Annotated in this window: 19 protein-coding genes; 14 read left to right on the plus strand and 5 right to left on the minus strand. The window is 48.5% G+C overall.

The window, feature by feature from the left end; genetic code table 11:
- Position 1 precedes the first annotated feature (1 nt).
- A complete protein-coding gene (locus tag EH243_RS07455) occupies positions 2 to 904 on the minus strand; it encodes a DMT family transporter (protein ID WP_126158020.1) in 903 nt (300 codons plus the stop codon).
- A 217-nt stretch (positions 905 to 1,121) separates the two neighbouring features.
- On the minus strand, positions 1,122 to 1,733 hold the full coding sequence (locus EH243_RS07460) for a riboflavin synthase subunit alpha (RefSeq protein WP_126158021.1): 612 nt from the start codon (positions 1,731 to 1,733) through the stop codon (positions 1,122 to 1,124).
- A gap of 80 nt (positions 1,734 to 1,813) precedes the next feature.
- Here EH243_RS07460 and EH243_RS07465 point away from each other — a divergent pair, with 80 nt between their 5' ends.
- The gene (locus EH243_RS07465) at positions 1,814 to 2,719 is read left to right on the plus strand and encodes a TIGR01777 family oxidoreductase (RefSeq protein WP_126158022.1); all 906 of its coding nucleotides are present in this window, start codon (positions 1,814 to 1,816) and stop codon (positions 2,717 to 2,719) included.
- 32 nt (positions 2,720 to 2,751) lie between these two features.
- On the opposite strand, the gene EH243_RS07470 is transcribed toward EH243_RS07465, so the two are convergent.
- Positions 2,752 to 4,422, minus strand: coding sequence for a BatD family protein (locus EH243_RS07470; protein WP_126158023.1), 1,671 nt, complete (start codon positions 4,420 to 4,422; stop codon positions 2,752 to 2,754).
- A gap of 364 nt (positions 4,423 to 4,786) precedes the next feature.
- Between EH243_RS07470 and EH243_RS07475 the strand changes: the two genes are divergently transcribed.
- Entirely contained in the window at positions 4,787 to 5,005 is a 219-nt protein-coding gene (locus EH243_RS07475) for a DUF2835 domain-containing protein (protein WP_126158024.1), read from the plus strand.
- Positions 5,006 to 5,069: 64 nt separating this feature from the next.
- On the plus strand, positions 5,070 to 6,101 hold the full coding sequence (locus tag EH243_RS07480; protein WP_126158025.1) for a quinone-dependent dihydroorotate dehydrogenase: 1,032 nt from the start codon (positions 5,070 to 5,072) through the stop codon (positions 6,099 to 6,101).
- 151 nt (positions 6,102 to 6,252) lie between these two features.
- Here EH243_RS07480 and rmf read toward each other — a convergent pair whose 3' ends face one another.
- The gene (rmf, locus tag EH243_RS07485; RefSeq protein ID WP_126158026.1) at positions 6,253 to 6,459 is read right to left on the minus strand and encodes a ribosome modulation factor; all 207 of its coding nucleotides are present in this window, start codon (positions 6,457 to 6,459) and stop codon (positions 6,253 to 6,255) included.
- 411 nt (positions 6,460 to 6,870) lie between these two features.
- On the opposite strand from rmf, the gene rlmKL reads away from it, so the two are divergent.
- Together rlmKL and EH243_RS07495 are read left to right on the plus strand one after the other, a co-directional pair.
- Entirely contained in the window at positions 6,871 to 9,114 is a 2,244-nt protein-coding gene (gene rlmKL, locus EH243_RS07490) for a bifunctional 23S rRNA (guanine(2069)-N(7))-methyltransferase RlmK/23S rRNA (guanine(2445)-N(2))-methyltransferase RlmL (protein ID WP_126158027.1), read from the plus strand.
- A 298-nt stretch (positions 9,115 to 9,412) separates the two neighbouring features.
- On the plus strand, positions 9,413 to 10,621 hold the full coding sequence (locus EH243_RS07495) for an ammonium transporter (protein WP_126158028.1): 1,209 nt from the start codon (positions 9,413 to 9,415) through the stop codon (positions 10,619 to 10,621).
- 326 nt (positions 10,622 to 10,947) lie between these two features.
- Here EH243_RS07495 and gltA read toward each other — a convergent pair whose 3' ends face one another.
- On the minus strand, positions 10,948 to 12,228 hold the full coding sequence (gltA, locus tag EH243_RS07500; RefSeq protein ID WP_126158029.1) for a citrate synthase: 1,281 nt from the start codon (positions 12,226 to 12,228) through the stop codon (positions 10,948 to 10,950).
- Between the two features lie 515 nt (positions 12,229 to 12,743).
- Between gltA and sdhC the strand changes: the two genes are divergently transcribed.
- The 9 genes from sdhC to sucD all read left to right on the plus strand — a co-directional run bounded on the left by sdhC (position 12,744) and on the right by sucD (position 24,019).
- Positions 12,744 to 13,121 carry a succinate dehydrogenase, cytochrome b556 subunit gene (gene sdhC, locus EH243_RS07505; RefSeq protein WP_126158030.1) on the plus strand — a complete coding sequence of 126 codons (378 nt, stop codon included), beginning with the start codon at positions 12,744 to 12,746 and terminating at the stop codon, positions 13,119 to 13,121.
- Positions 13,115 to 13,462 carry a succinate dehydrogenase, hydrophobic membrane anchor protein gene (gene sdhD / locus EH243_RS07510; RefSeq protein ID WP_126158031.1) on the plus strand — a complete coding sequence of 116 codons (348 nt, stop codon included), beginning with the start codon at positions 13,115 to 13,117 and terminating at the stop codon, positions 13,460 to 13,462. Before sdhC ends, sdhD begins: the two co-directional genes overlap by 7 nt.
- A gap of 1 nt (position 13,463) precedes the next feature.
- Positions 13,464 to 15,239, plus strand: a complete 1,776-nt coding sequence (sdhA, locus tag EH243_RS07515; RefSeq protein ID WP_126158032.1) for a succinate dehydrogenase flavoprotein subunit — start codon at positions 13,464 to 13,466, stop codon at positions 15,237 to 15,239.
- A gap of 12 nt (positions 15,240 to 15,251) precedes the next feature.
- Complete coding sequence (locus tag EH243_RS07520; protein ID WP_126158033.1) at positions 15,252 to 15,956, plus strand: succinate dehydrogenase iron-sulfur subunit; 705 nt, start codon at positions 15,252 to 15,254, stop codon at positions 15,954 to 15,956.
- Between the two features lie 293 nt (positions 15,957 to 16,249).
- Positions 16,250 to 19,081: a 2-oxoglutarate dehydrogenase E1 component gene (locus EH243_RS07525; protein WP_126158034.1), complete on the plus strand. Its 2,832-nt coding sequence runs from the start codon at positions 16,250 to 16,252 to the stop codon at positions 19,079 to 19,081.
- A gap of 48 nt (positions 19,082 to 19,129) precedes the next feature.
- Positions 19,130 to 20,338 (plus strand): 2-oxoglutarate dehydrogenase complex dihydrolipoyllysine-residue succinyltransferase, encoded by a 1,209-nt coding sequence (gene odhB / locus EH243_RS07530; RefSeq protein ID WP_126158035.1) that lies wholly within the window; start codon positions 19,130 to 19,132, stop codon positions 20,336 to 20,338.
- Between the two features lie 40 nt (positions 20,339 to 20,378).
- Positions 20,379 to 21,812, plus strand: a complete 1,434-nt coding sequence (lpdA, locus tag EH243_RS07535) for a dihydrolipoyl dehydrogenase (RefSeq protein WP_126158036.1) — start codon at positions 20,379 to 20,381, stop codon at positions 21,810 to 21,812.
- Positions 21,813 to 21,974: 162 nt separating this feature from the next.
- Entirely contained in the window at positions 21,975 to 23,141 is a 1,167-nt protein-coding gene (sucC, locus tag EH243_RS07540; RefSeq protein ID WP_126158037.1) for an ADP-forming succinate--CoA ligase subunit beta, read from the plus strand.
- 2 nt (positions 23,142 to 23,143) lie between these two features.
- Positions 23,144 to 24,019, plus strand: a complete 876-nt coding sequence (sucD, locus tag EH243_RS07545) for a succinate--CoA ligase subunit alpha (protein WP_126158038.1) — start codon at positions 23,144 to 23,146, stop codon at positions 24,017 to 24,019.
- The last annotated feature ends 130 nt before the right edge of the window (positions 24,020 to 24,149 follow it).

A 24,149-nucleotide genomic window follows, 5' to 3' on the forward strand; every position in this document is an offset into this window, starting at 1 on the left:
CTTAGCGTGTGCTAGGTTTTGAGCGGAACAGATTTATCTGCGAAATAATCATACCCAGCAACATCAGGCTGCAGCCGATCATCGCCCGCGGACTAAAGTCTTCATTGAGTAACCACCATCCACCGATCACCGCGAAGACTGACTCTAGGCTCATGATAATGGCCGCATGTGAAGCGGGAGCGTCCCGTTGTGCCACGACCTGTAAGGTATAGGCAACACCCACGGAGAGTAATCCCGCGTAGGCGATCGGCTGCCAAGCGAGAACGATGTTAGCCAGACTAAGGGTGTCTTGTTCGAAGAGTATCGCGACAATAAAGCTCAGTAGCGCACAGATAAAAAATTGAATAATGGCGAGTCGTAGGTTATCGAGCTGGCTGGCGAGCCTGCCGATGACCACCACATGCCCCGCCCAGAAAAAGGCACTGCCAAGCACCAGTAGGTCGCCGGTATTAATGTTGAAGCTTTCCCCCGGCTGTTGGGTCACGGTAAGAAAGTAGAGCCCGAACAGTGCAAGCAAGCCGCCGACCCAGGTATTCAAACGGGTGACATGCCCGAGTAATAACCCGATCAGGGGGACGATGATAATATAGAGTCCAGTGATAAAGCCCGCATTACCGGCGGATGTCCAGATTAAACCCACCTGCTGCAACGAAGCCCCGAGAAAGAGAAATAGTCCGGCCGTCATGCTGCCGCGTAACATCGCGTTAGGCGATGTTGATCCCGCTTTGGGACGAAATATCAGTAGCAGCGGCAGTAGCGACACCGCACCTAGTAGAAAACGTGCGGCATTGAAACTGAAAGGGCCAAGATGGTCCATTCCCAGACGTTGAGCAACAAAGGCGAGTCCCCAGATGGCGGCGACCAATAGGAGGGTAAGATCAGCACGGAGGTTGCGGGTTTCCATCAATGAAGCCTCTTAGAACGGGAACAAAGCGGCTATTGTAGTTAGCTGTTGTGTTTACGCAATCGGAAACTGTCTTTTTATAATAAAAGTGCAAACTCGGGTTAATCAGTTAACGATTTGTTCAATCAATACCGAGAGTTAGGCTCTCAATGGATGGCGCTGGAGTAACACTTATCAGTGTTGTGCACTATCCATCGAGGGGCTCAATTTAATAGGTTTAGTGAGAGGATTGCTGCATATAGCGCTCGACAGTATCGACGACCGCCTGGGTCTGGCTGTCGACCTCGATATTGATCAGGTCTCCTACGGCTGCTTGACCAAACAGGGTGACCGTTAAGGTTTCGGGTATCAGATAGACATTGAAACGGTTTGCCTCGACTTCGCCAATGGTTAGGCTGCAGCCATTAAGAGCAACGAAGCCTTTGGGCAGAATATATTTGATGATCTGCGCGGGCGCCTCGAACCAGATGATGCGGTTGTCTGCGGGTTGTTCTATCTTAACAATGCTGGCTTGGCCGTGGATATGACCGGAGAGAAGGTGGCCGCCGATCTCATCGCCAATACGGGCAGCACGTTCAAAATTAACCTGGTCGCCGGGCTGCAATCTACCTAGGTTAGTAACCCGCAGTGTTTCCATAATCAGATCAAATTGGATCTGATTGTCGTTAAACGCCGTAATAGTTAGGCAGGTGCCGTTGATAGCGATGCTGGCGCCGGATTGAAGGTGCTCGCAATGGGTTTGGGGAAATTCCAGTGTGAGCTGCATGAACTGATCTTTAAGGGTGGTCGTAACAACTGTTGCCGTGCCCTGAACAATACCGGTGAACATAAATTTTCCTGTTAAATTATCACGGGTCTATGGTTATAAAGACAGACTGCGTTGATTGCAATGCCTTAAAGGAGATCTATATGAAGGTTTTAATCACCGGTGCCACGGGTTTTATCGGTGGCCATCTAGTACCGCGGTTGTTAGAGGATGGGCATGAGCTGATCGTTATGAGCCGCTCTCAAGCGAAAGCTCAGCAGCAATTTGGTTCTGCTGTGCGCGTAATCACGCATCTGGATCAGATTCAGAGTGATGAGCAGCTCGATGGCATCATCAATCTTGCGGGGGCAGGGATCGCTGATAAGCGCTGGAATGATGCACGGAAAAAGGTTTTGATCGATAGCCGTCTCGAGATAACCGGTGGGTTGGTTTCGCTGATCAAACGGCTGGAGCATAAGCCCGAGGTGATGATCAGCGGTTCAGCCATCGGTTATTATGGTTGTCGTGATGATGATCTGTTACTGAGTGAAGAGGGTGAAATGGTCGATGACTATACACATGCCCTGTGTCAGCGCTGGGAAAGCGAAGCGTTACAGGCGCAAGAGGAGCATGTGAGAGTCTGTGTGATCCGAACCGGTATTGTATTGGGTCAGGGAGGTGCGTTAGCGAAGATGTTGCCGCCTTTTCGCTTAGGGCTTGGCGGCCCTGTGGCGGATGGGCAGCAATGGATGTCTTGGATACATCTGCAGGATGAGTTGGAGATTATTGCGATGCTGCTAACCCATGAGCAGTTTAGCGGAGCTTATAATCTGACGGCACCGGAGGCGGTGACGAGTGCCACCTTTAGCCATCAGTTGGCAAAGGCGCTTTCCCGTCCCGCTTGGTTTAGGGTGCCTGCTTTTGTTCTACAGCTGATGTTGGGCGAGGGGAGTGATCTACTGGTCAAAGGGCAGCGGGTCTATCCTCTGCGGTTGTTAGACGCCGGTTATCAGTTTGTTTATCCGCAATTGAGGGATGCCTTGCAACAGGTTGTTAACACTCGCGATTAGTCGATGGTTGATAGGCTGTTGAATTGTCTCGATTATGAACGGATATGTTCTAGTGCCTTCGCCAATAAGTCGCCGGACCACTGACCCGACTCAGAACCACTGATATAGCTTTCCATATCGATTAATAGGAGTTCGAGGGTTTTACTCTTTTTTAGATCACTCAGGTCGAGGCTGTCTTCAAAGCGGTTATGGGGCCAAAACAGTCTGGCCCAATCGAGTATTAGTAATCGGGCTTCAAGTGGTTGGTCGTTGTAGCAGGCTTCGATGGCTAAGCGAAAGGCTTGCTGCTCTTCCTGCATGATTTTGTTGAGTTTATCCCGGTTGCTGGGTCTTATCGAGTTGCTTTGAGGCTGTAAGGGTTGCAGTGGCGATATAGTGGGCTGATCGGGTTCGCCGATATCAAATTGTTTGCGTCGTTGAGAGGCGTAACTATATAACCAGCCCAGTGAAGAGATCATGGCGATGGCGGCGAGTAGCCAAATGAGTAGCTGTGCTGTTTGCTCTTTGTCGGCCCCCGTTGCGCTGACGGGGGTGACCGCGGCCTCTGTCGCTTGAATGGGGGCGACGACTGCAGGCTTGGTTGTCGCTGAGACTGGCTGAACGTTGAGGACTAACTGGGGCAGACTGGCGGTGGCACTGCTGTCCTGATTAACATTCCACCATGGAATACTGATCTCAGGCAGCGTGACTTCACCCCGTTCGGTTGGCTTGATGCGCACGGTTTCCGTCCGGCTACTGCTAATGCCGCTGGGGGTGATCTTCTGTTCTAGGCTGACATCGTCGACGCTAATCTGTGCGAGTTCATTACGCAGGGGCGTAATGGCGGGTAACTGCTTAGCGAGTAAGCCTTCAGCACTGATTTTATAGGTTCGTATCTGGGTGTCGCCCAAGGTGAGTGTATTCTTGGCGCCGCTGGTCAGATCTTCAAGGATAAGTTTGCTGGTTGGCAGCCAATAGCCACGTTTCTGTTGTGCTACCTGTGGGAATACATCGATGAGTATTGGGTCGGTATTAAGCTCGGTTGTGCCGGGTCCTGCGCTAAAATGAGCGCTGGGTATGGTGAGCTGGCCGGCTTTTTCAGGGAACAGAGCATAACTTTGCTCGGTTACTTGATAGGTCTGCCCCTTCATCTGACGTGAATAGTGCTGCGTTTCCCCTAGCGGGATGATCTGTATATTGGGAATCACCGGTTCGGAGAGGGTCGACATCGGTGGTAGGTCGTTCAGATGAAATAGGCGGGTGCTATAAAGCAGCTGGCTGTTTTGATAAACCTCGTTGCTATCGACGGAGCTTTCGAGGTAATCGTCATGGCTGACGAGCGCTGCGGCTCCGCTCGTGCCGGCAACACTGATCAGTTGTGGCTGGCTAGCCTCGTTGTTCATCTGTAATGCAGGAATATGCAGATCGCCGGCTCGGCGTGGGCGTAACAGTATTTTCCAGCGGGTGGTGTTCTGGTTTTCACCGTTGGCATAACTCGAAACGGTCATCTGCTTACTGCCGAGAAAATGAAAGTCTTGCGTCAGTGGGGAGAAGTCTGGCCGGCTGGCGGTGCGTTGATCGACTTCCACCGTAAGCAGAATGGTTTCGCCTTCGGTGATCGAGAATCGATCCGGGTAAACAGTTAATTGGGCGCATACCGGAAAAGAGAGAAAAGCAATGATGGCGGTAGCAATTAAACGGGTGTGGTGAAACAAATGCGACATAAGTGGCTTTAACTCCGGTTGTCTGTCCGGCTCCAAAAGTTATGTGGCGGGTTTTAGTGGTCCGCTGATGACGGCGACGATGCCGCTGTTAATACGGTAGCATAACTGAAAATTAGACGTAAAAGATATCTTTTGGGGTTTTATAAGCTATTGTTTTTGCTATATTCGGATTCCTTAGTGGGTTAGTGGCTAGGGTTGCTGCGACGCTTGGCGACTGTCTTGTGTCATGGTGCTATTGCGTTGTGCTGCGAGTGATTGATTTTGATGCGTTTGTCGCAACCGCGATCGTGCAGCGAGCATACTAACCTAAACATTGTTGTTATTTTATGGAATGGGTCGCAGGGTTGCTCCCGCGACTGAATATATGCAGTCTATTATCGTTGATATTAGTTTAACCACCGAACAGTACTTAGCTCACTATCGGCAGCAGGTAACGGATGTTGTCGCGAGAAGCCGTGATGGTCGTCGCGTGCGTTTTCCATCCTCATTGCTCCAGCCTTATCTGTTGCATGATGGCATTCAGGGGAGTTTTCGCATTACTTTTACCCAGTCTGGTAAGTTTAGCGCCATAGAACGGCTTTGATTTTTTTACAGTGCCGGTCACATTGCTTATAATGCCCGCTCTTTAAATTGACCTGTGGTATTTCATGCTCTATCAAGCTGCCCGATCGTTGTTGTTTAAGCTCGACCCTGAAACAGCCCATGATCTGTCTTTGAACAGTCTCAACCTGATGGCCAGTGTCGGATTAGATTCACTTATTCGTTGTAAGACAATCAGCCAGCCAGTTGAAGTGATGGGCATTAAGTTTCCTAATCCTGTGGGGTTGGCGGCAGGTTTGGATAAGAACGGTATTGCAATTGATGGTATGGCAGCGCTCGGGTTTGGCTTTGTGGAGGTCGGTACCGTTACGCCGCGGCCTCAACCGGGCAATCCGAAACCGCGTTTATTCCGTATTCCTGAACATCAGGCGATTATCAACCGCATGGGGTTTAATAATCAGGGGGTTGATACGCTATTAAAGAATATAGAGAAAAGTCGTTATGACGGTATTCTCGGGATTAATATCGGTAAAAACTTTGATACCCCGGTGGAAAACGCGACCGATGACTATCTAATCTGTATGCGTAAAGTGTATGACAAGGCAACCTATATTACCGTCAATGTCTCTTCGCCCAATACGCCTGGGCTGCGTTCTTTGCAGTTTGGCGATTCACTGAACGAACTGTTAGCGGCACTGAAAACCGAACAGGCTAGGTTGGCCCTGTTGCATGGTAAGTATGTACCCGTGGCGGTTAAGATCGCCCCGGATATGAACGAAGAAGAGTTTGGGCTGGTGGCTGCAGCGCTTAAATCGTATGAGATGGATGGTGTGATTGCCACGAATACCACTCTTTCACGGGCCGGTGTCGAGGATTCTTCAGTCGCTCAAGAAGCGGGTGGCTTAAGTGGAGTGCCGGTCCGTAATGCATCCACCAAAGCGATTCGTATACTGTCTCGCGAACTAGGTGGTGCGCTGCCGATTATTGGCGTAGGCGGCATTACCAATGGTTTTGATGCGGCGGAAAAGATCGAAGCGGGTGCTTCATTGGTGCAAGTTTATAGTGGCTTTATCTATCGTGGCCCTGAACTGATCGCTGAATCGGTTAAGGCGATTGCAGAGCTTGAGCGCAGTTTGTAGGCACACATTTGTCGTCGCATTGATTAAAGGGTTTAAAGCTATCGCTCTGTGCTCTATGCGTTAGCGTCTGTGTAGACAGCAGAAAGGCTCCTCGGGAGCCTTTCTTTGTTTAAGTCATAAGCTTTATTTTATGGGGTTATGACAATGTTGATTAGTGTAAAGATGGATTGATGTGTATAGCCGAGACACCCGACTGACCATCCCAATGAGCTTCACGACCCTCACGCCAACCACTTAACCAGTGGTTCCTGAGTTCGCCTAAAGTAACTGGGCACTCGTCTTTAGATTTACCCACGAGTCCGGCTGTAAAGCCGCGGTTGAAAAGTATTGAAGAACGATCACGTTTTTGTCTCTTCATTTAAAGATGCCTCTATATAGTGCTTAATATTTTCGGGCGGATTACTGTGCTGTTTGGCGAGGTCTCAAGCCTTCATATTAAGCTTTCAACCTGCAATCATCGCAGTAGGTCCGGTTACAGTGACATATATCTCCTGTCGTTGGTGTTAACTACTGTGATTCACAATGGCGGAAATGGTTTCCTGTGTGTAATTAAAAAAAAGTATCAAAAATCAGTTTTTAATTAAATTGTCATCAACGCATGTGCAAAAAGAACATGAGTTCAAAGGCTTGCGTTAGATGTCTAAAACAGTCAAAGCTGAATGAAATAAATTCACTTTATTGTAGTTTTCTTTGAATTGGCATCTTAGTCATTGGTCTTAAAAGCGTTTGCCGTTAATATGCCTGTTCTTAAAAGAGGTATTCCCTGAGTATGAAATTCTTTGCTACCTGCCCTAAGGGGCTGGAGCCTGTTCTATTTGATGAACTTAAGGCCCTGAATGTTGAAGCGCCAAAGCAAACCTTGGCGGGTGTGTATTTTTCCGGCGGTCTTGAAGCCGCTTATCGTGCCTGTTTATGGTCGCGGGTGGCTAACCGTGTCCTATTTGAGTTGCACCGCTGTCCGGCTGAAACTGCCGAGGCTCTTTATCGCGGCGTTCAGGAAGTTAAGTGGTTGGAACATATGCGCCCTGAGGGGACGCTGATCATCGACTTTACCGGCCAGTCTGAAGGTATTAACCATAGCCGCTTCGGCGCGCAGAAGGTTAAGGATGCCATTGTTGACCAGATTCGGGACGAAACGGGGCGTCGGCCCTCGGTTGATCGTCAGAAGCCTGATCTGCGGGTGAATGTTCACCTGCAACGAGGAGAGGCGACGATTGCCGTGGATATTTCCGGTGATAGTTTGCATCGACGGGGTTACCGCCTGCAGTCCGGTGCAGCGCCGATGAAAGAAAACCTTGCTGCAGCACTGCTGTACCGTTGTGGCTGGCCGGAGAAGGCCGCTCAGGGGCAGGCGTTGCTCGATCCTATGTGTGGCTCCGGCACCTTGTTGATTGAAGGTGTGCTGATGGCTGCGGACATTGCGCCAGGCTTGTTGCGGCGTGATTTTGGCTTTACCTATTGGACGCAGCACAATAACGTTCTTTGGCAGGAGCTGTTGGCAGAAGCACAAGCGCGGCGTGAAGCGGGGTTGAAGCAGGTGAGTAGCCGGTTCGAAGGTTTTGATGCGGACGCTAAGGTACTGAGTATCGCGCGGGATAATGCTCGCCGTGCCGGTGTTGAGAGTTTGATTCATTTGGAGCGCCGTGAATTATCACGTTTGTCACATCCCGCTATCGATAGTGCTGGTTTAGTGCTAACGAATCCGCCCTATGGCGAGCGTCTAGGGGACGAACCAACACTGTTCTTCCTGTATCAGCATTTAGGTGAGCGCTTAAAAGCGGAGTTTGCCGGTTGGCAAGCGGCGGTGTTTACCGGTAATCCTGAGCTGTGCAAGATGATGAAGCTGGCAGCGGATAAAACCTATAAATTATATAACGGTGCTATCCCAAGCCAGCTGCAAATTTTTAATATTCGTGCGCGAACCGAAGCTGAGGTCGCGCCCCGTCAATCGGTAGCCGCCCCTTCTGTTTCTAGCCCTGTTGCTAATCCTGTCGCTACCCCCATCGCTAAACCTGAGGTTGAGGCGGTCGTTGAACCAGAAGTTGCCCCTGTCGTATTGAGCGATGGTGCGCAGATGCTGGCTAATCGTTTAAAGAAAAATCTGAAGCAGTTAGCGAAGTGGGCTAAGCGTCAAGATATCAACTGTTATCGACTCTATGATGCCGATCTACCTGAGTATTCTGCGGCGATAGATATCTATAATGATTGGGTGCATGTGCAAGAGTATCAGGCGCCTAAGAGTGTGGATGTGGTTAAGGCGTTTGCGCGCTTGCAGGAAATCGTTGCGGTGCTGCCATCGGTGCTGAATATCCCGGCGGACAATATTATTCTCAAGCAGCGTCGGAAGCAGCAGGGGACTAATCAATATGAGAAGCAGGATCAAACCGAACGCTTTATTGATATCACCGAAGGCGGCTGCCGTATTCTGGTGAACCTCGATGACTATCTCGATACTGGTCTGTTTTTGGATCATCGGCCGATCCGTCTGCAGATTCAGCAAGAGGCTAAAGGCAAAGACTTTCTGAATTTGTTTAGTTATACGGGCACTGCTTCATTGCACGCCGCCAAAGGTGGTGCACGATCGACTACCAGTATCGACATGTCAGCTACCTATATGAACTGGGCCAAGAAAAACTTCGCGCTGAATGGTTTTGCTGAAGCACGTAACCACTTTTTGCAAGAAGATTGCATCAAGTGGTTAAAGGCACAGAGAGGCGAGGGTTATGATCTGATCTTTATGGATCCGCCCACATTCTCAAACTCTAAGCGGATGCATGATGTATTCGATGTGCAGCGTGATCATGCCGATTTGATTAATCTCGCGATGGGTTTGCTGCGTCCAGAGGGTAAGCTGATTTTCTCCAATAACTATCGTCGTTTTAAAATTGATCCGGCGCTGGCTGAGCAATATCAGGTGGTTGATATTACCCGTAAAACCATTGATTTGGATTTTAAGCGTAACAGTAAGATCCATCAGTGCTTCGAGATATCGGCGAAAACACCGACCGAATAGGGTTGAGTCTTTTGTTGCTCTCAAATCACGTTATATTAAAAGCCACCGCGAGGTGGTTTTTTTTGGGGCGCTGTTCTGCTTATAGTTGGTGCGTCTAAGAAGTTGGCATGGACTCTGCTTAATATAATGCGCATTTTTGGAGCGATTTTGGCTATTATCGATAAAGTCCTGTATCTGTGCTGGGTATAGGGGTTATTGCCAGCATCCAAAACTATTCTAATAAATCTATAACGCACCATTTAAGAGCCTTATATAATTTTTGGCTTTATATGGGTGCGTAATTCGGCAGGAGATCTCCGTGGAAAGCGTTAATAGTGCTGTAGAAACACTGGTTCAGAGTTCAAATACGTTGTTTATTCTGATGGGGGCGATCATGGTGTTCGCCATGCATGCAGGCTTTGCCTTTCTTGAAGTCGGCACAGTGCGTCAGAAAAACCAGGTCAATGCGCTGGTTAAAATCATGACGGATTTTGGTTTTTCGGCGGTGGCTTATTTTTTTATTGGTTATTGGGTGGCTTACGATGTGACGTTTTTCCAAGATGCGGAGACGTTGGCGCAGAGAAATGGCTATGAGCTCGTTAAGTTTTTCTTTCTGTTAACCTTTGCAGCAGCGATTCCGGCCATTGTGTCGGGAGGGATCGCTGAGCGTGCACGTTTTTGGCCTTTCTTGATTGCTTCTACCTTGATCGTGGCCTTTGTCTATCCGTTTTTTGAAGGGATTATTTGGAACGGAAATTATGGCGTGCAGGATTGGCTGGCGGCTACTTTCGGAGCGCCTTTTCATGACTTTGCCGGATCGGTTGTTGTTCATGGTGTTGGTGGCTGGTTAGGGCTGGTCGCGGTGATAATGTTAGGCATTCGTAAAGGGCGCTATCGTGCGGGTAAGTTAGTGGCGTTTCCACCGTCGAACATTCCTTTTCTAGCGCTCGGTGCCTGGATTCTATGTATCGGTTGGTTTGGTTTTAATGTGATGTCGGCGCAAACCTTAGAGGGGATTTCTGGGTTAGTTGCGGTGAACAGTTTGATGGCTATGGTCGGCGGTATTATTGTGTCATTGCTGCTCGGTAAGAATGACCCAGGGTTTATACATAACGGCCCGTTAGCAGGGTTGGTGGCGATCTGTGCTGGTTCGGATATTGTCCATCCTATTGGTGCGTTAATGATTGGTGGGGTTGCTGGAGGGTTGTTTGTTTGGATGTTTACCATCGTGCAGAATCGTTGGAAGATCGATGATGTGCTAGGTGTGTGGCCTTTGCACGGCCTGTGTGGTGCCTGGGGTGGTATTGCTGCGGGTATCTTTGGCTCAGCGTCGCTGGGTGGTTTGGGTGGCGTGAGCCTGCTGTCACAAATTGCCGGAACAGGAATGGGGATTGCGGTTGCGTTGATTGGCGGTGGTGTTGTCTATGGCGGCTTGAAAATTGTGATGGGGCTGCGGCTTGATGAAGAAGATGAATTTAATGGTGCCGATCTTTCTATTCATAAAATTGAATCGATATCGGAAGATTAACCTGAGGTAGTTAGATCGCAAGATCTGTCCTATTGCTTCACCCAAAAAACTAGGCTTGCCTAGTTTTTTGCGTTTTGTGGTGTTGTTTTATTATCTGTTGGATTGTCTGCTGGCTTATCTTTTTTGTCGGCGCTACTAGGGGAGGGAGTGTTAAAGGTATGATTGAAGGGAGTTGTTAGCCGCTTAGGCGTAGAGTGAAAATTTACTGGCAGCTTATCGTTGTTGGAGGTTGTGCTTAAGGATGTTTCCAATGATAGTGCGATGGCGTTGGTGTTTAGAGAAGGCATAAAAAAAGCCGCAGTGAGCGGCTTTTTTGATCTGGCGATTTACTTTTTAGGGTAGTCGCGCTTAACAGGTCCAGTGTACAGCTGACGTGGACGTCCGATTTTGTTCGGGCTGCTATGGAATTCACTCCAGTGGGAGATCCAGCCAATGGTGCGTGACAACGCGAAAATAACGGTGAACATGTTAGTTGGAATACCAACCGCTTTCAGGATGATGCCTGAATAGAAATCAACGTTAGGGTACAGTTTACGTTCTACAAAATAAGGATCTTCTAGCGCAATCTGTTCGAGGCGCTTGGCGATTCTTAGTAGTGGATCGTTCTCGATACCGAGTTCTGCCAGTACTTCGTCGCAGGTCTGCTTCATGACCTTAGCGCGAGGATCGAAGTTGCGATAAACCCGATGACCAAAGCCCATTAGGCGGAAAGAATCTTCAGGGTCTTTAGCGCGCTGAATGAATTCTTCGATATTGGACTCATCACCGATCTCACTCAGCATGGTGAGTACCGCTTCGTTGGCACCGCCGTGAGCAGGGCCCCAAAGTGCAGCAATACCCGCAGAGATACAGGCGAATGGGTTAGCGCCTGAAGAGCCAGCTAGGCGTACAGTAGAGGTTGAAGCGTTTTGCTCATGATCGGCATGTAACAGGAAGATCTTATCCATGGCTTTTGCCAGAGTAGGATTGGTTACATAATCAGAGCAAGGGTTGCCAAACATCATCTGCAGGAAGTTATCGGCATAATCCAGATCGTTACGTGGATACTGGAAAGGTTGGCCGATGCTGTATTTGTAACACATCGCTGCAATCGTTGGCATCTTCGCAATTAAGCGGTAAGCGCAGACTTCGCGGTGATGGGCATCATCGATATCGAGAGAGTCGTGATAGAAAGCAGACAGGGCGCCAACAACGCCGACCATGATAGCCATTGGGTGGGCATCGCGACGGAAGCCGTTAAAGAAATGAAGCATCTGTTCGTGAACCATGGTGTGGTTCTTAACAGTGTCTACAAATGTTTGCTTTTGTTCAGGAGTTGGTAATTCACCATTCAACAGCAGGAAGCATACTTCTAGGTAGTCGGAGTTCTCTGCTAATTGTTCAATGGGGTAACCGCCGTGCAGTAGAACGCCTTTGCCGCCATCGATATAGGTAATAGCGGAATCACAAGCCGCGGTAGAAACAAAGCCTGGGTCGTAAGTGAACAGGCCTTTACCAGTCAGTGCGCGAACATCAATAACATCAGGTCCCATGGTACCGGTGTAGACTGGTAATTCGAAAACCTCGTCGATGCCGTCGACTGTTAAGCGTGCTTTTTTGTCAGCCATTATAGGCTCCTATCATTTCTGTTTAATCTGAATGACTTTATAAATTGTAGTAAGAGTATTTATTGCCACAGCAGGGTTTGCAGTTAATCCTGTCAGCGTTTAGCCCTTAATAGAGTTAGTTAAACTCTAAAGGTGCATAGCTCATTACAGGACCCTGACACTATAGTGAGTTGAATCTGTTTGTCAATTCAATTGCGCTCCCATTTATTGCATTGCAGCAATGTCCTAAGCCGTTGTAATTAGGTACTAACAGGAAATTTAAATTAGCTGAATAATCATTTGGTTGTAGGTGGTTAAACCTACTTATTCAACCATTCGAATACTAGACAATAGACGTAGAAACCGTGTTGGTTAATTGTATTGCGGCGATTTACTGGTATACTCCTTTTCCAGCTTGCATTGCTCATTTCGGGATGGGGTGCAGGCTCGGACCGAGGTACTTATCTTTGTCTTTGTACACTACCTTTAACAACCTGGCCCTGCAATTGGGCTTAACATAAGTGTGAACAAGAGCCGTGAACGAGAAAAGACCCGTAAACTTAGATCTACGAACTATTAAACAGCCACTTCCGGCTATCACTTCCATACTGCACCGTGCGACGGGGCTAGCGTTGTTTTTTGGCGCTTTCTTCATGCTCTATGCACTTGGAATGTCTCTTGAATCTGAGCAAGGCTTTGAAGCCGCTGCACAGATGTTGACTGAGAGCTTCTTTGCGAAGTTGATTGCGTGGGGATTGGTTTCAGCGTTGCTGTATCACTTCTTTGCCGGTATCAAACATCTGGTAATGGATTTTGGTTATTGCGAAGAGTTAGACACTGCGGGAATTGCTGCCAAAGCAACTTTGGCAATCTCTGCTGTTTCTATTCTGCTAGCAGGAGTATGGATATGGTAACTTCAATTACAAGTTTTGGCCGAAGCGGGCTATACGACTGGATGATCCAGCGTGTAACTGCTGTCGTGCTGCTTGCATTTACAGTCTTTATGATGGGCTACATGCTGTTGACTCCAGATTTGGATTATCAGCAGTGGAGTGCGTTGTTCGAATGTACGTCAATGCGTATTTTTACGTTGCTAGCGTTGCTGTCTATGGCGTCTCACGCCTGGATTGGCATGTGGTCAATTTCGACTGACTACATTAAGCCAACCGGCATTCGCTTCTTATTTCAGGCCTTTTGCGGTCTGTTGACGTTTATATACGTCGTTTGGGGCATTCAGATTCTGTGGGGAGTGTAAGATGAGCAGCAAGATACGTACGCTGACTTTTGACGGTATTGTGATTGGTGGTGGCGGCGCCGGTATGCGCGCTGCACTGCAATTGGCCCAAGGTGGCTTAAATACCGCATGTATTACAAAAGTATTTCCAACCCGTTCGCACACTGTATCGGCGCAGGGTGGTATCACCTGTGCGATTGCAAGTGTTGATCCGAACGATGACTGGCGCTGGCATATGTACGATACCGTTAAAGGTTCCGATTATATCGGTGACCAAGACGCTATTGAGTACATGTGTTCTGTTGGCCCTCAGGCGGTATATGAGCTAGACCATATGGGTATGCCATTCTCCCGTACTGAAGAAGGCCGCATCTACCAACGTCCGTTTGGTGGTCAGTCTAAAAACTTTGGTGAGGGCGGTCAGGCTGCTCGTACCTGTGCTGCAGCTGACCGTACCGGTCACGCATTGCTGCACACGCTTTATCAGGCGAACATGAAAGCCGGTACTACCTTTCTGAATGAATGGTATGCGGTCGATCTGGTAAAGAATAAAGATGGCGCTGTTGTTGGTGTTATCGCTATCTGTATCGAAACGGGCGAAACCGTTTACGTGAAAGCAAAAGCGACGGTGCTTGCAACCGGCGGTGCTGGACGTATTTTCCAATCAACTACCAATGCTCTGATCAATACCGGTGACGGTATGGGTATGTCTCTGCGTGCGGGTGTGCCTGCGCAGGATATGGAGATGTGGCAGTTCCACCCAACTGGTATTGCTGGTGCGGGTGTATTGGTAACTGAAGGTTGTCGTGGTGAAGGTGGTTACTTAGTCAATAAAGACGGTGAACGCTTCATGGAGCGCTATGCGCCCAACGCGAAAGACCTAGCAGGCCGTGACGTTGTTGCACGTTCTATGGTTCTAGAGATTTTGGCTGGCCGTGGTTGTGGTGAAAATGGCGATCATGTATTCCTGAAATTGGATCATCTGGGTGAGGAAGTGTTGCACTCCCGTCTACCTGGTATCTGTGAGCTGTCTAAAACCTTTGCTCATGCAGATCCGGTTAAAGAGCCTGTGCCTGTTGTACCGACTTGTCACTACCAGATGGGTGGCGTTGCTACCAATGTTGGTGGTCAGGCAATTGGTCGTGATGCCAATGGTAATGATGAAATCATTGATGGCCTGTTTGCTTGTGGTGAAGTGGCTTGTGTATCGGTTCACGGTGCTAACCGCTTAGGTGGTAACTCACTGCTTGATCTGGTTGTCTTTGGTCGTGCTGCGGGTATTCAGATCGAGAAGCAGATGGCTGAAGGCTATGCTGTTGATGATGCGACTGAGTCTGATATTGAACAAGCGATGGCTCGTCTGAATCGTCTGAACAATTCTACCGGTGGTGAGCGTGTTTCTGAGGTTCGTGCTGATCTTCAGAAAACCATGCAGCTGTACTTCGGCGTATTCCGCGAAGGCGAAAGCATGGAGAAAGGTCTAGAGATGTTGAAAGATCTTCGTAAGCGTGTTGCTAATCTGCACCTTGAAGATAAGTCTCAGTCTTTCAATACTGCACGCATCGAAGCGCTTGAGTTGGAAAACCTGATGGAAGTTGCTGAAGCAACGGCTATCGCTGCATTGACACGGACAGAAAGTCGCGGTGCTCACGCCCGTAACGATTACACTGAACGTGATGATGTTAACTGGTTGTGCCACTCAATGTTTGATCCGAAGACCAAAGAGATCACTAAGCGTGATGTAAACTTTGCTCCGAAGACCATGGATGCATTTCCACCAAAAGTTCGAACTTACTAAGGGGTTGTTACGATGCTGGTAAGTGTATATCGCTATAATCCTGAGATTGATGATGCGCCTTACATGCAGGATATCCATATTGATATCCCAGGTGGTAAGGACATCATGGTACTGGATCTGCTACAACTGCTGAAAGACAAAGATCCGACGTTAGGATATCGTCGTTCATGTCGTGAAGGTGTTTGTGGCTCAGATGGTATGAACATGAACGGCCTTAATGGTCTGGCATGTATCACGCCTTTATCTGATGTTGTTGAAAGTGACAAGTTAGTGTTGCGTCCGTTGCCGGGTCTTCCGGTTATTCGTGACCTTGTTGTCGATATGACTCAGTTCTACACGCAATACGAAAAGATCAAACCATTCCTGCTCAACGATACGCCGCCGCCGGCTATCGAGCGTCTTCAGTCGCCAGAAGAGCGTGCTGAGATAGATGGTCTGTATGAATGTATTCTGTGTGCCTGCTGTTCTACGGCGTGTCCATCTTTCTGGTGGAACCCTGACAAGTTTATCGGTCCGTCTGGTTTGCTCCAGGCTTATCGCTTCTTGGCAGATAGCCGTGATACGGCAACGGAGCAACGATTGGCTGAATTGGATGACCCATTCAGTGTGTTCCGCTGCCATAGCATCATGAACTGTGTTGCGGTTTGTCCTAAGGGACTCAACCCGACCAAGGCAATCGGTAAGATCCGTAACATGTTGCTTGCACAAGCGACCTGATTGTCAAAAAGGCGGCTCCCAGTGGGAGCCGCTTTTTTTTGAGGTTTTTTTGAGTCTAAGGCAAAAGGCTTATATCTGTTTAGTTGGAAAGTTTTTAGAATTCCCTCTGCATTGATATATGAACTAAGCGTTAAAAAGCGTAGAATCACGTCCGGTATGCGTTGTACCTTTAACAGGGCATATACGTGAGACATAATAAACGGTAACTAAGCAGGGGACGGCCTAAAAGGCCAGTTGGACAGGACGTGGTGCACCTGTGCTTCCAAAGTACCCCTGAGCCAGGGTGATCAAGAATGCAAGAAGGCATAATGGAGCTGATGTGGAAGAATGCCCATCTATACGGTGGCAACCTATCTTACATTGAGCAGCTATATGAATCCTATCTGATGGACCCCAACGCGATTCCTCAGGAATGGCGTGACGAATTTGATCGACTCCCCAAAGTCGGCGACAACCTGACCCAGGATGTTCCTCATTCTCCGGTTCGGGATCATTTCCTCTATTTATCTCAACATCAGCGTCATAGCGCGGCTGCCAATGGTAGCGGTAATAGTTCTGATCATGAGCAGAAGCAGATCCGTGTATTGCGGATGATTAATGCTTACCGGGTGCGTGGCCATCAGGCGGCGGATATCGATCCGTTAGACCTAAGCAAGCGCGAGCCGGTGCCGGATCTTGATCCGCGTTTTCATGAGCTGTCTGAAGCTGATTTCGATACGACCTTCCAAACAGGTTCACTGTTTTTTGGTGGTGAAGAGGCGACGCTTAAAGAGATCCTTGATGATCTCAAGAAGACCTACTGTACAACAGTGGGTGCTGAGTATATGCATATTGTTGATACTCAGGAAAAACGCTGGATTCAATCACGCTTAGAGCCTGTTCGCTCTCATCCATCGGTGGATGCCGATAGAAAGATGATGGTGCTTGAACGACTCACTGCCGCTGAAGGCCTCGAAAAATATTTAGGATCTCGCTTTGCGGGGGCTAAACGTTTCGGTCTTGAAGGTGGTGAATCCCTGATCGTTTCACTGAATACATTGATTCAGCGTGCCGGAAAACAGGGTGCCCGTGAAGTTGTGATCGGCATGGCTCACCGGGGGCGTTTGAATACCCTAGTGAATATTTTCGGTAAGAGCCCAACTGAGTTGTTCGGTGAGTTCGAAGGCAAGAAAACGCTGGAAACATCGGGTGATGTTAAGTATCACCAAGGCTTCTCATCGAATGTGATGACCGGTGGTGGTGAAGTTCACCTAGCGATGGCGTTTAACCCATCCCACCTAGAGATCTCTTCGCCGGTAGTTGAAGGCTCGGTACGTGCCCGTCAAGATCGTCGTGAAGATGCGGTTGGTACTACGGTTGTGCCGGTGAACATTCACGGTGACCAAGCGTTTGCGGGTCAGGGTGTGGTGATGGAGACGTTCCAAATGTCTCAGACCCGTGCTTATAAAACCGGTGGTACGATTCACCTCGTGGTAAATAACCAAGTTGGTTTTACCACCAATAAACAAGAAGACTCCCGTTCAACTGAATACTGTACTGATATCGCGAAAATGGTTCAGGCACCAATCTTCCATGTAAATGGTGATGACCCTGAAGCCGTACGTTTTGTTACGCAGCTAGCCGTTGATTATCGGACTGAGTTTAAGAAAGACGTTGTCATCGATCTGGTCTGTTATCGCCGTCGTGGTCATAACGAAGCGGATGAGCCGTCAGGCACGCAGCCATTGATGTATAAACAGATCAAATTGCAGAAATCGACCCGTGAGCTCTATGCGCAGCAGTTGATCTCTGAAGGCCTGCTGACTGCTGAACAAAGTAAACAGCTAGAGCTAGATTACCGTAAAGATCTGGAAGAGGGTAAGCATGTAACCCATTCCTTGGTATTGGAACCTAACCAAGAGCTATTCGTTGATTGGACGCCTTACTTAGGACACCAGTGGTCATTTGATTGCGATACCCGCGTTGATAACAAACTGTTGCAAGAGCTGGGTACTAAAATCTGTGAAGTGCCTGAAGGCTTCCAGGTTCAGCGTCAAGTGCAAAAAATCTATGATGACCGCAAACGTATGGCGGTCGGTGCGATGCAACTTAACTGGGGTATGGCTGAATCATTGGCTTATGCCACTATCTTGGCTGAAGGCTTCCCTGTTCGTTTGACCGGTCAGGATGTTGGACGTGGTACCTTCTCTCACCGTCACGCGGTATTGCATGATCAACGTAATGGTGACGTGTATGAACCACTGAAAAACATTGCTGCTGATCAACCGGTACTGACTCTGCACGACTCATTCCTTTCTGAGGAAGCGGTGCTGGCTTTTGAGTATGGTTACTCAACTACCATGCCGAATGCCTTGGTTATTTGGGAAGCTCAGTTTGGTGATTTTGCCAACGGTGCGCAGGTTGTTATCGATCAGTTCATTACTAGTGGTGAGCATAAGTGGGCGCGCCTGTGTGGTTTGACCATGCTGTTGCCTCATGGCTTCGAAGGGCAGGGCCCTGAGCACTCGTCAGCACGTTTGGAACGTTACCTACAGTTGTGTGCAGAACACAATATTCAGGTGTGTGTTCCAACGACGCCGGCGCAGATGTTCCATCTATTACGTCGTCAGATTGTTCGCCCGCTGCGTAAGCCGTTGGTGGTCATGACGCCGAAGAGTTTGTTGCGTCATAAACAGGCGGTTTCCAGCTTGGAAGAGTTGTCCGATGGGGCGTTCTATCCGGTTATTGCTGAAACCGACACAATGGATCCTAAGAAGGTTAAACGCCTTGTACTCTGTAGCGGTAAGGTCTATTACGATCTCTATAATCGCCGTGCTGAGCTGGAAAAAGATGATGTTGCCATTATTCGTATTGAGCAGCTTTATCCGTTCCCAGAAGATCAGATGTATGATGCGATCAAGCAGTACACTAACCTTGAATCTGCCGTTTGGTGTCAGGAAGAGCCAATGAATCAGGGAGCATGGTATTGTTCGCAGCATCATATGCGCCATGCACTGGCTCGTCACAACGACAAGATTAATATGGAAGGTGTGGGTCGTCCACATGCCGCAGCTCCTGCCGTAGGTTACATTTCTGTACACCTTGAACAGCAGGAAAAACTGGTTAACGAAGCAATCAATGGCTAACAGGCCAGACAAAAAAGCCTGTTATGTAGCACTGAGAAAGGAAAAGACATGTCAATCGAAATCAAAACGCCGACCTTCCCTGAATCCGTAGCCGACGGTACTGTAGCGACCTGGCACAAACAACCAGGTGAGGCTTGTGCCACCGATGAGCTGATCGTTGATATTGAAACCGATAAAGTTGTATTGGAAGTCGTCGCACCAACAGATGGTGTGCTTAAAGAGATCCTTAAAGGTGAAGGCGATACGGTACTGAGTGAAGAAGTACTGGCTATTTTTGAAGCGGGTGCTGCGGCGTCTGCTGCACCAGCGGCCGCTGAAGCACCTGCAGCCTCTGCGGATGCTTCTGCTTCGACGGATGCTGAAAAAGTCGGTCCAGCCGCACGCAAACTGATCGAAGAAAATGGTCTGGATGCAAACCAGATCCCAGGTACTGGCAAAAATGGCGGTATCACTAAGGAAGATGTGGTTAACTTCCTGAAAACTAAACCTGCTGCCGCACCTGCTGCACCGGTTAAAGTTGATAATGCAGCCGCATTGAATATCGTTAGCGGTGAGCGAGTCGAGAAGCGTGTTCCAATGACACGTCTGCGTGCGACTATCGCCAAGCGTTTGGTTGAAGCGCAGCAAAGCGCTGCGATGCTGACAACTTACAACGAAGTGAACATGAAGCCGATCATGGAACTGCGTAAACAGTACAAAGATCTGTTCGAGAAGACCCATAACGGTACTCGTTTAGGCTTTATGTCTTTCTTCGTTAAAGCTGCGACTGAAGCGCTGAAACGTTTCCCTGCCGTTAACGCATCGATCGATGGTAACGACATGGTATATCACGGTTATCAAGATATCGGTGTTGCGGTATCGACTGAGCGTGGTTTGATGGTACCGGTTCTGCGTGATACTGATGCGATGACACTGGCCGATGTTGAATCAACGATTGCCGATTTTGGTAAACGTGGTCGTGATGGCAAGTTGGGTCTTGATGATATGCAGGGCGGTACATTCACTATTACTAATGGTGGTGTATTTGGTTCGCTTATGTCGACTCCAATCTTGAATCCACCACAAACAGCTATCATGGGTATGCACAAAATCCAAGATCGTCCAATGGCGGTTAATGGACAGGTTGAAATTCTACCTATGATGTATCTGGCGCTGTCTTACGACCATCGTATGATTGATGGTAAGGAAGCAGTACAATTTCTCGTGACTATTAAAGACCTTCTAGAAGATCCAGCACGTATGTTGTTGGAAGTTTAATCTAGTCCATTAATAGAACGAATCGATAGGTAGGAAAGAGATGTCTGATAAATTTGACGTAATTGTTATTGGTGCAGGCCCTGGCGGATATGTAGCTGCTATCCGTGCTGCACAATTAGGTTTGAAAACTGCATGTGTTGAAAAATGGATTGATGACAAAGGGGCTCCAGTATTAGGAGGTACTTGTCTCAACGTGGGTTGTATCCCTTCTAAAGCATTGCTTGAGTCAACACACCAGTTCCATAAGACTCAGCACGCGGACGTGCATGGCATCCAAACGGGTGATATCACCATGGATGTTAAGAAAATGGTTGCCCGTAAGAATAAAATCGTTAGCAACCTGACCATGGGTGTTTCCGGTTTGTTTAAGGCAAACGGTGTGACTGTTATCCAGGGTATGGGTAAGTTGCTAGCCAATAAACAGGTTCAGGTAACTGCAGCTGATGGCGTTGAGACCGTTTATGCGGCTGAAAACGTTATTTTGGCATCCGGTTCTGTCCCTGTAGAAATTCCGCCAGCACCGCTGACGGAAGGTCTGATCCTGGATAACGTTGGTGCGTTGAACATCGACGAAACACCTAAGCGTTTGGGTGTGATCGGTGCGGGTGTTATCGGTCTTGAGATGGGTTCTGTCTGGGCGCGTCTGGGTACTGAAGTGACCGTACTCGAAGCGATGGATGAATTCCTGGGAATGGCTGATAAAGACGTTGCGAAAGAAGCCGCGAAAGTCTTCAAGAAGCAGAATCTAGATATCAAGCTGGGCGCACGCTGTACTGGTACTGAGGTCAATGGCCAAGAAGTTACCCTGAAGTATACCGATGCTGAAGGCGAGAAAGAGCTGGTTGTTGATAAGCTGATCGTTGCTGTTGGCCGTCGTCCATTGACTAAAGGTCTGCTAGCAGATGATTCTGGCGTTAAGCTGGATGAGCGCGGCTTTATTTTCGTTGATGGTCAGTGCCGTACCGAAGCACCGGGTGTATATGCGGTTGGTGACTCTGTACGTGGCCCTATGTTGGCCCATAAAGCATCTGAAGAAGGCATCATGGTGGCAGATATTATCGCCGGACATCATGCGCAGATGAATTACGATGTTATTCCTAGCATCATCTACACTCACCCTGAACTGGCGTGGGTTGGTAAGACTGAGCAAGAACTTAAAGCGGCTGGCGTTGCCATTAAAGTGGGTAAATTCCCATTTGCTGCTTCTGGTCGTGCGATGGCTGCCGATGATACCGATGGTTTCGTGAAGATGATTGCCGATGAAGCAACCGATCGTATTCTGGGTGTGCATATCGTCGGTGGTATGGCGTCTGAGTTGATTGCCCAAGCGGCGATTGCGATGGAATTCGGTTCAACTGCTGAAGACTTACAGTTAACTGTTTTTGCGCACCCAACGGTATCGGAAGCGATTCATGAAGCAGCCTTGGCTGTTGATGGTCATGCTATCCATATGGCTAATCGCAAAAAGCGTTAATAGCTGTACAATAAGATTTTAAATTTCGGCCGGGTTCTTCCCGGCCGATTATTGTCGAAGGTGGGTTTTTCATCACCTGATACAATTGGGCTGCGAAAAGATACACTCTCCTATCTTTTGGCAGGTTCCTAGATAAGTGTGAAATAGACGACGGATTAGAGCATGAATCTTCATGAGTACCAAGGTAAACAGCTGTTTGCCGAATATGGTCTGCCGGTTTCAAAAGGAATCGCGGTAGATACTCCAGAAGCTGCTGCGGCAGCTGCTGAGAAAATTGGCGGTGATAAGTGGGTAGTTAAAACGCAGGTTCACGCAGGTGGCCGCGGTAAGGCTGGCGGCGTAAAGCTGATCAACTCTCCTGCTGAAGCACAAGAATTCGCTGCTAAGTGGCTGGGTAAAAACCTGGTAACCTACCAAACTGACGCTAATGGTCAGCCTGTTTCCAAAATTCTGGTTGAAGACTGCACTGATATTGCTAATGAGCTGTATCTGGGTGCGGTTGTTGATCGTTCATCTCGTCGTATCGTCTTCATGGCCTCAACTGAAGGTGGTGTTGAGATCGAGAAGGTTGCGGAAGAAACACCAGATAAAATCCTTAAAGCCACGATTGATCCAGTGACCGGTGCACAGCCATACCAGGCGCGTGAATTGGCATTCAAACTGGGTCTTGAAGGTGTTCAGATTAAGCAGTTTACCCAGATTTTCCTGGGCCTGGCTAAGATGTTCAAAGAGAAAGATCTGGCTCTGCTTGAAATCAACCCGCTGGTTATTACTACCGAAGGCAACCTGCACTGCTTGGATGCTAAAGTAGCGATTGATGGTAACTCTGTTTACCGTCATAAAGATCTGCAAGCGATGCAAGATCCTTCACAAGAAGACGAGCGTGAAGCACGCGCGGCTCAGTGGGAACTTAACTACGTAGCGCTGGATGGTACCATCGGTTGTATGGTTAACGGTGCTGGCTTGGCAATGGGTACGATGGATATCGTTTCTTTGTTCGGCGGATTTCCGGCTAACTTCCTGGACGTTGGTGGCGGCGCAACTAAAGAGCGTGTTACCGAAGCTTTCAAGATTATTCTTGAAGATTCTAAGGTTAAAGCCGTTCTGGTTAACATCTTTGGCGGTATCGTACGTTGCGATCTGATTGCTGAAGGTATTATCGGCGCAGTGAAGGAAGTAGGCGTAAAAGTACCAGTAGTTGTACGTCTGGAAGGTAACAATGCAGAGCTTGGTTCTAAGCTACTGTCTGAGTCTGGTCTGGCTATCATTGCCGCGACTAGCCTGACAGATGCCGCTGAGCAAGCCGTTAAAGCAGCGGAGGGTAAATAACAATGTCCGTTCTGATTAATAAAGACACCAAAGTAATCTGTCAAGGTTTCACTGGTGGTCAGGGTACCTTCCACTCTGAACAAGCGATTGCTTACGGTACTAAAATGGTCGGTGGTGTTACACCGGGTAAAGGCGGTACTGAGCATTTAGGTCTGCCTGTATTTAATACGGTTGCCGAAGCGGTTGAAGTAACGGGTGCTGAAGCGTCTGTTATCTACGTACCTGCTGCTTTCTGTAAGGATTCTATCCTTGAAGCGGCTAACAGCGGCATCAAGCTGATCGTTTGTATCACTGAGCACATCCCAGTTCTTGATATGCTGGAATGTAAAGTGGTATGTGACAATCTAGGTGTTCGTCTGATCGGACCAAACTGCCCGGGTGTTATCACGCCGGGAGAGTGTAAGATTGGTATCATGCCAGGCCACATTCATCTGCCAGGTAAGGTCGGAATCGTTTCACGTTCCGGTACCCTGACTTATGAAGCGGTTAAGCAGACTACAGATGCTGGCTTCGGTCAGTCTACCTGTGTCGGTATTGGTGGTGACCCAATCCCAGGCTCTAACTTCATCGATATTCTGGAACTGTTCCAGAACGATCCACAGACTGAAGCGATTGTTATGATCGGTGAGATCGGTGGTTCTGCTGAAGAAGAAGCGGCAGCTTACATCAAAGCTAACGTAACTAAGCCTGTTGTTTCTTACATCGCTGGTGTTACTGCACCTGCTGGTAAGCGTATGGGTCATGCTGGCGCGATCATCTCTGGTGGTAAAGGTACAGCAGACGAGAAGTTTGCTGCTCTGGAAGCTGCTGGTGTTAAAACCGTTCGTTCCCTTGCTCAGATCGCTGACGGTCTGCGTGAAGTAACTGGCTGGAAATAAACGCACAGCGTTTTTCGAGTTGTTATGAGTGCTTGGCTACTTGTTAACGACTCGATGTTAGAAAAACCGCCTATTGGCGGTTTTTTTGTGCCTGTTGATTGCGTTTGATTCTTATCTGCAGGTATTCTGG

Origin of the sequence: Amphritea opalescens, assembly GCF_003957515.1 — a bacterium.
Classification (GTDB): Bacteria; Pseudomonadota; Gammaproteobacteria; order Pseudomonadales; family Balneatricaceae; genus Amphritea; species Amphritea opalescens.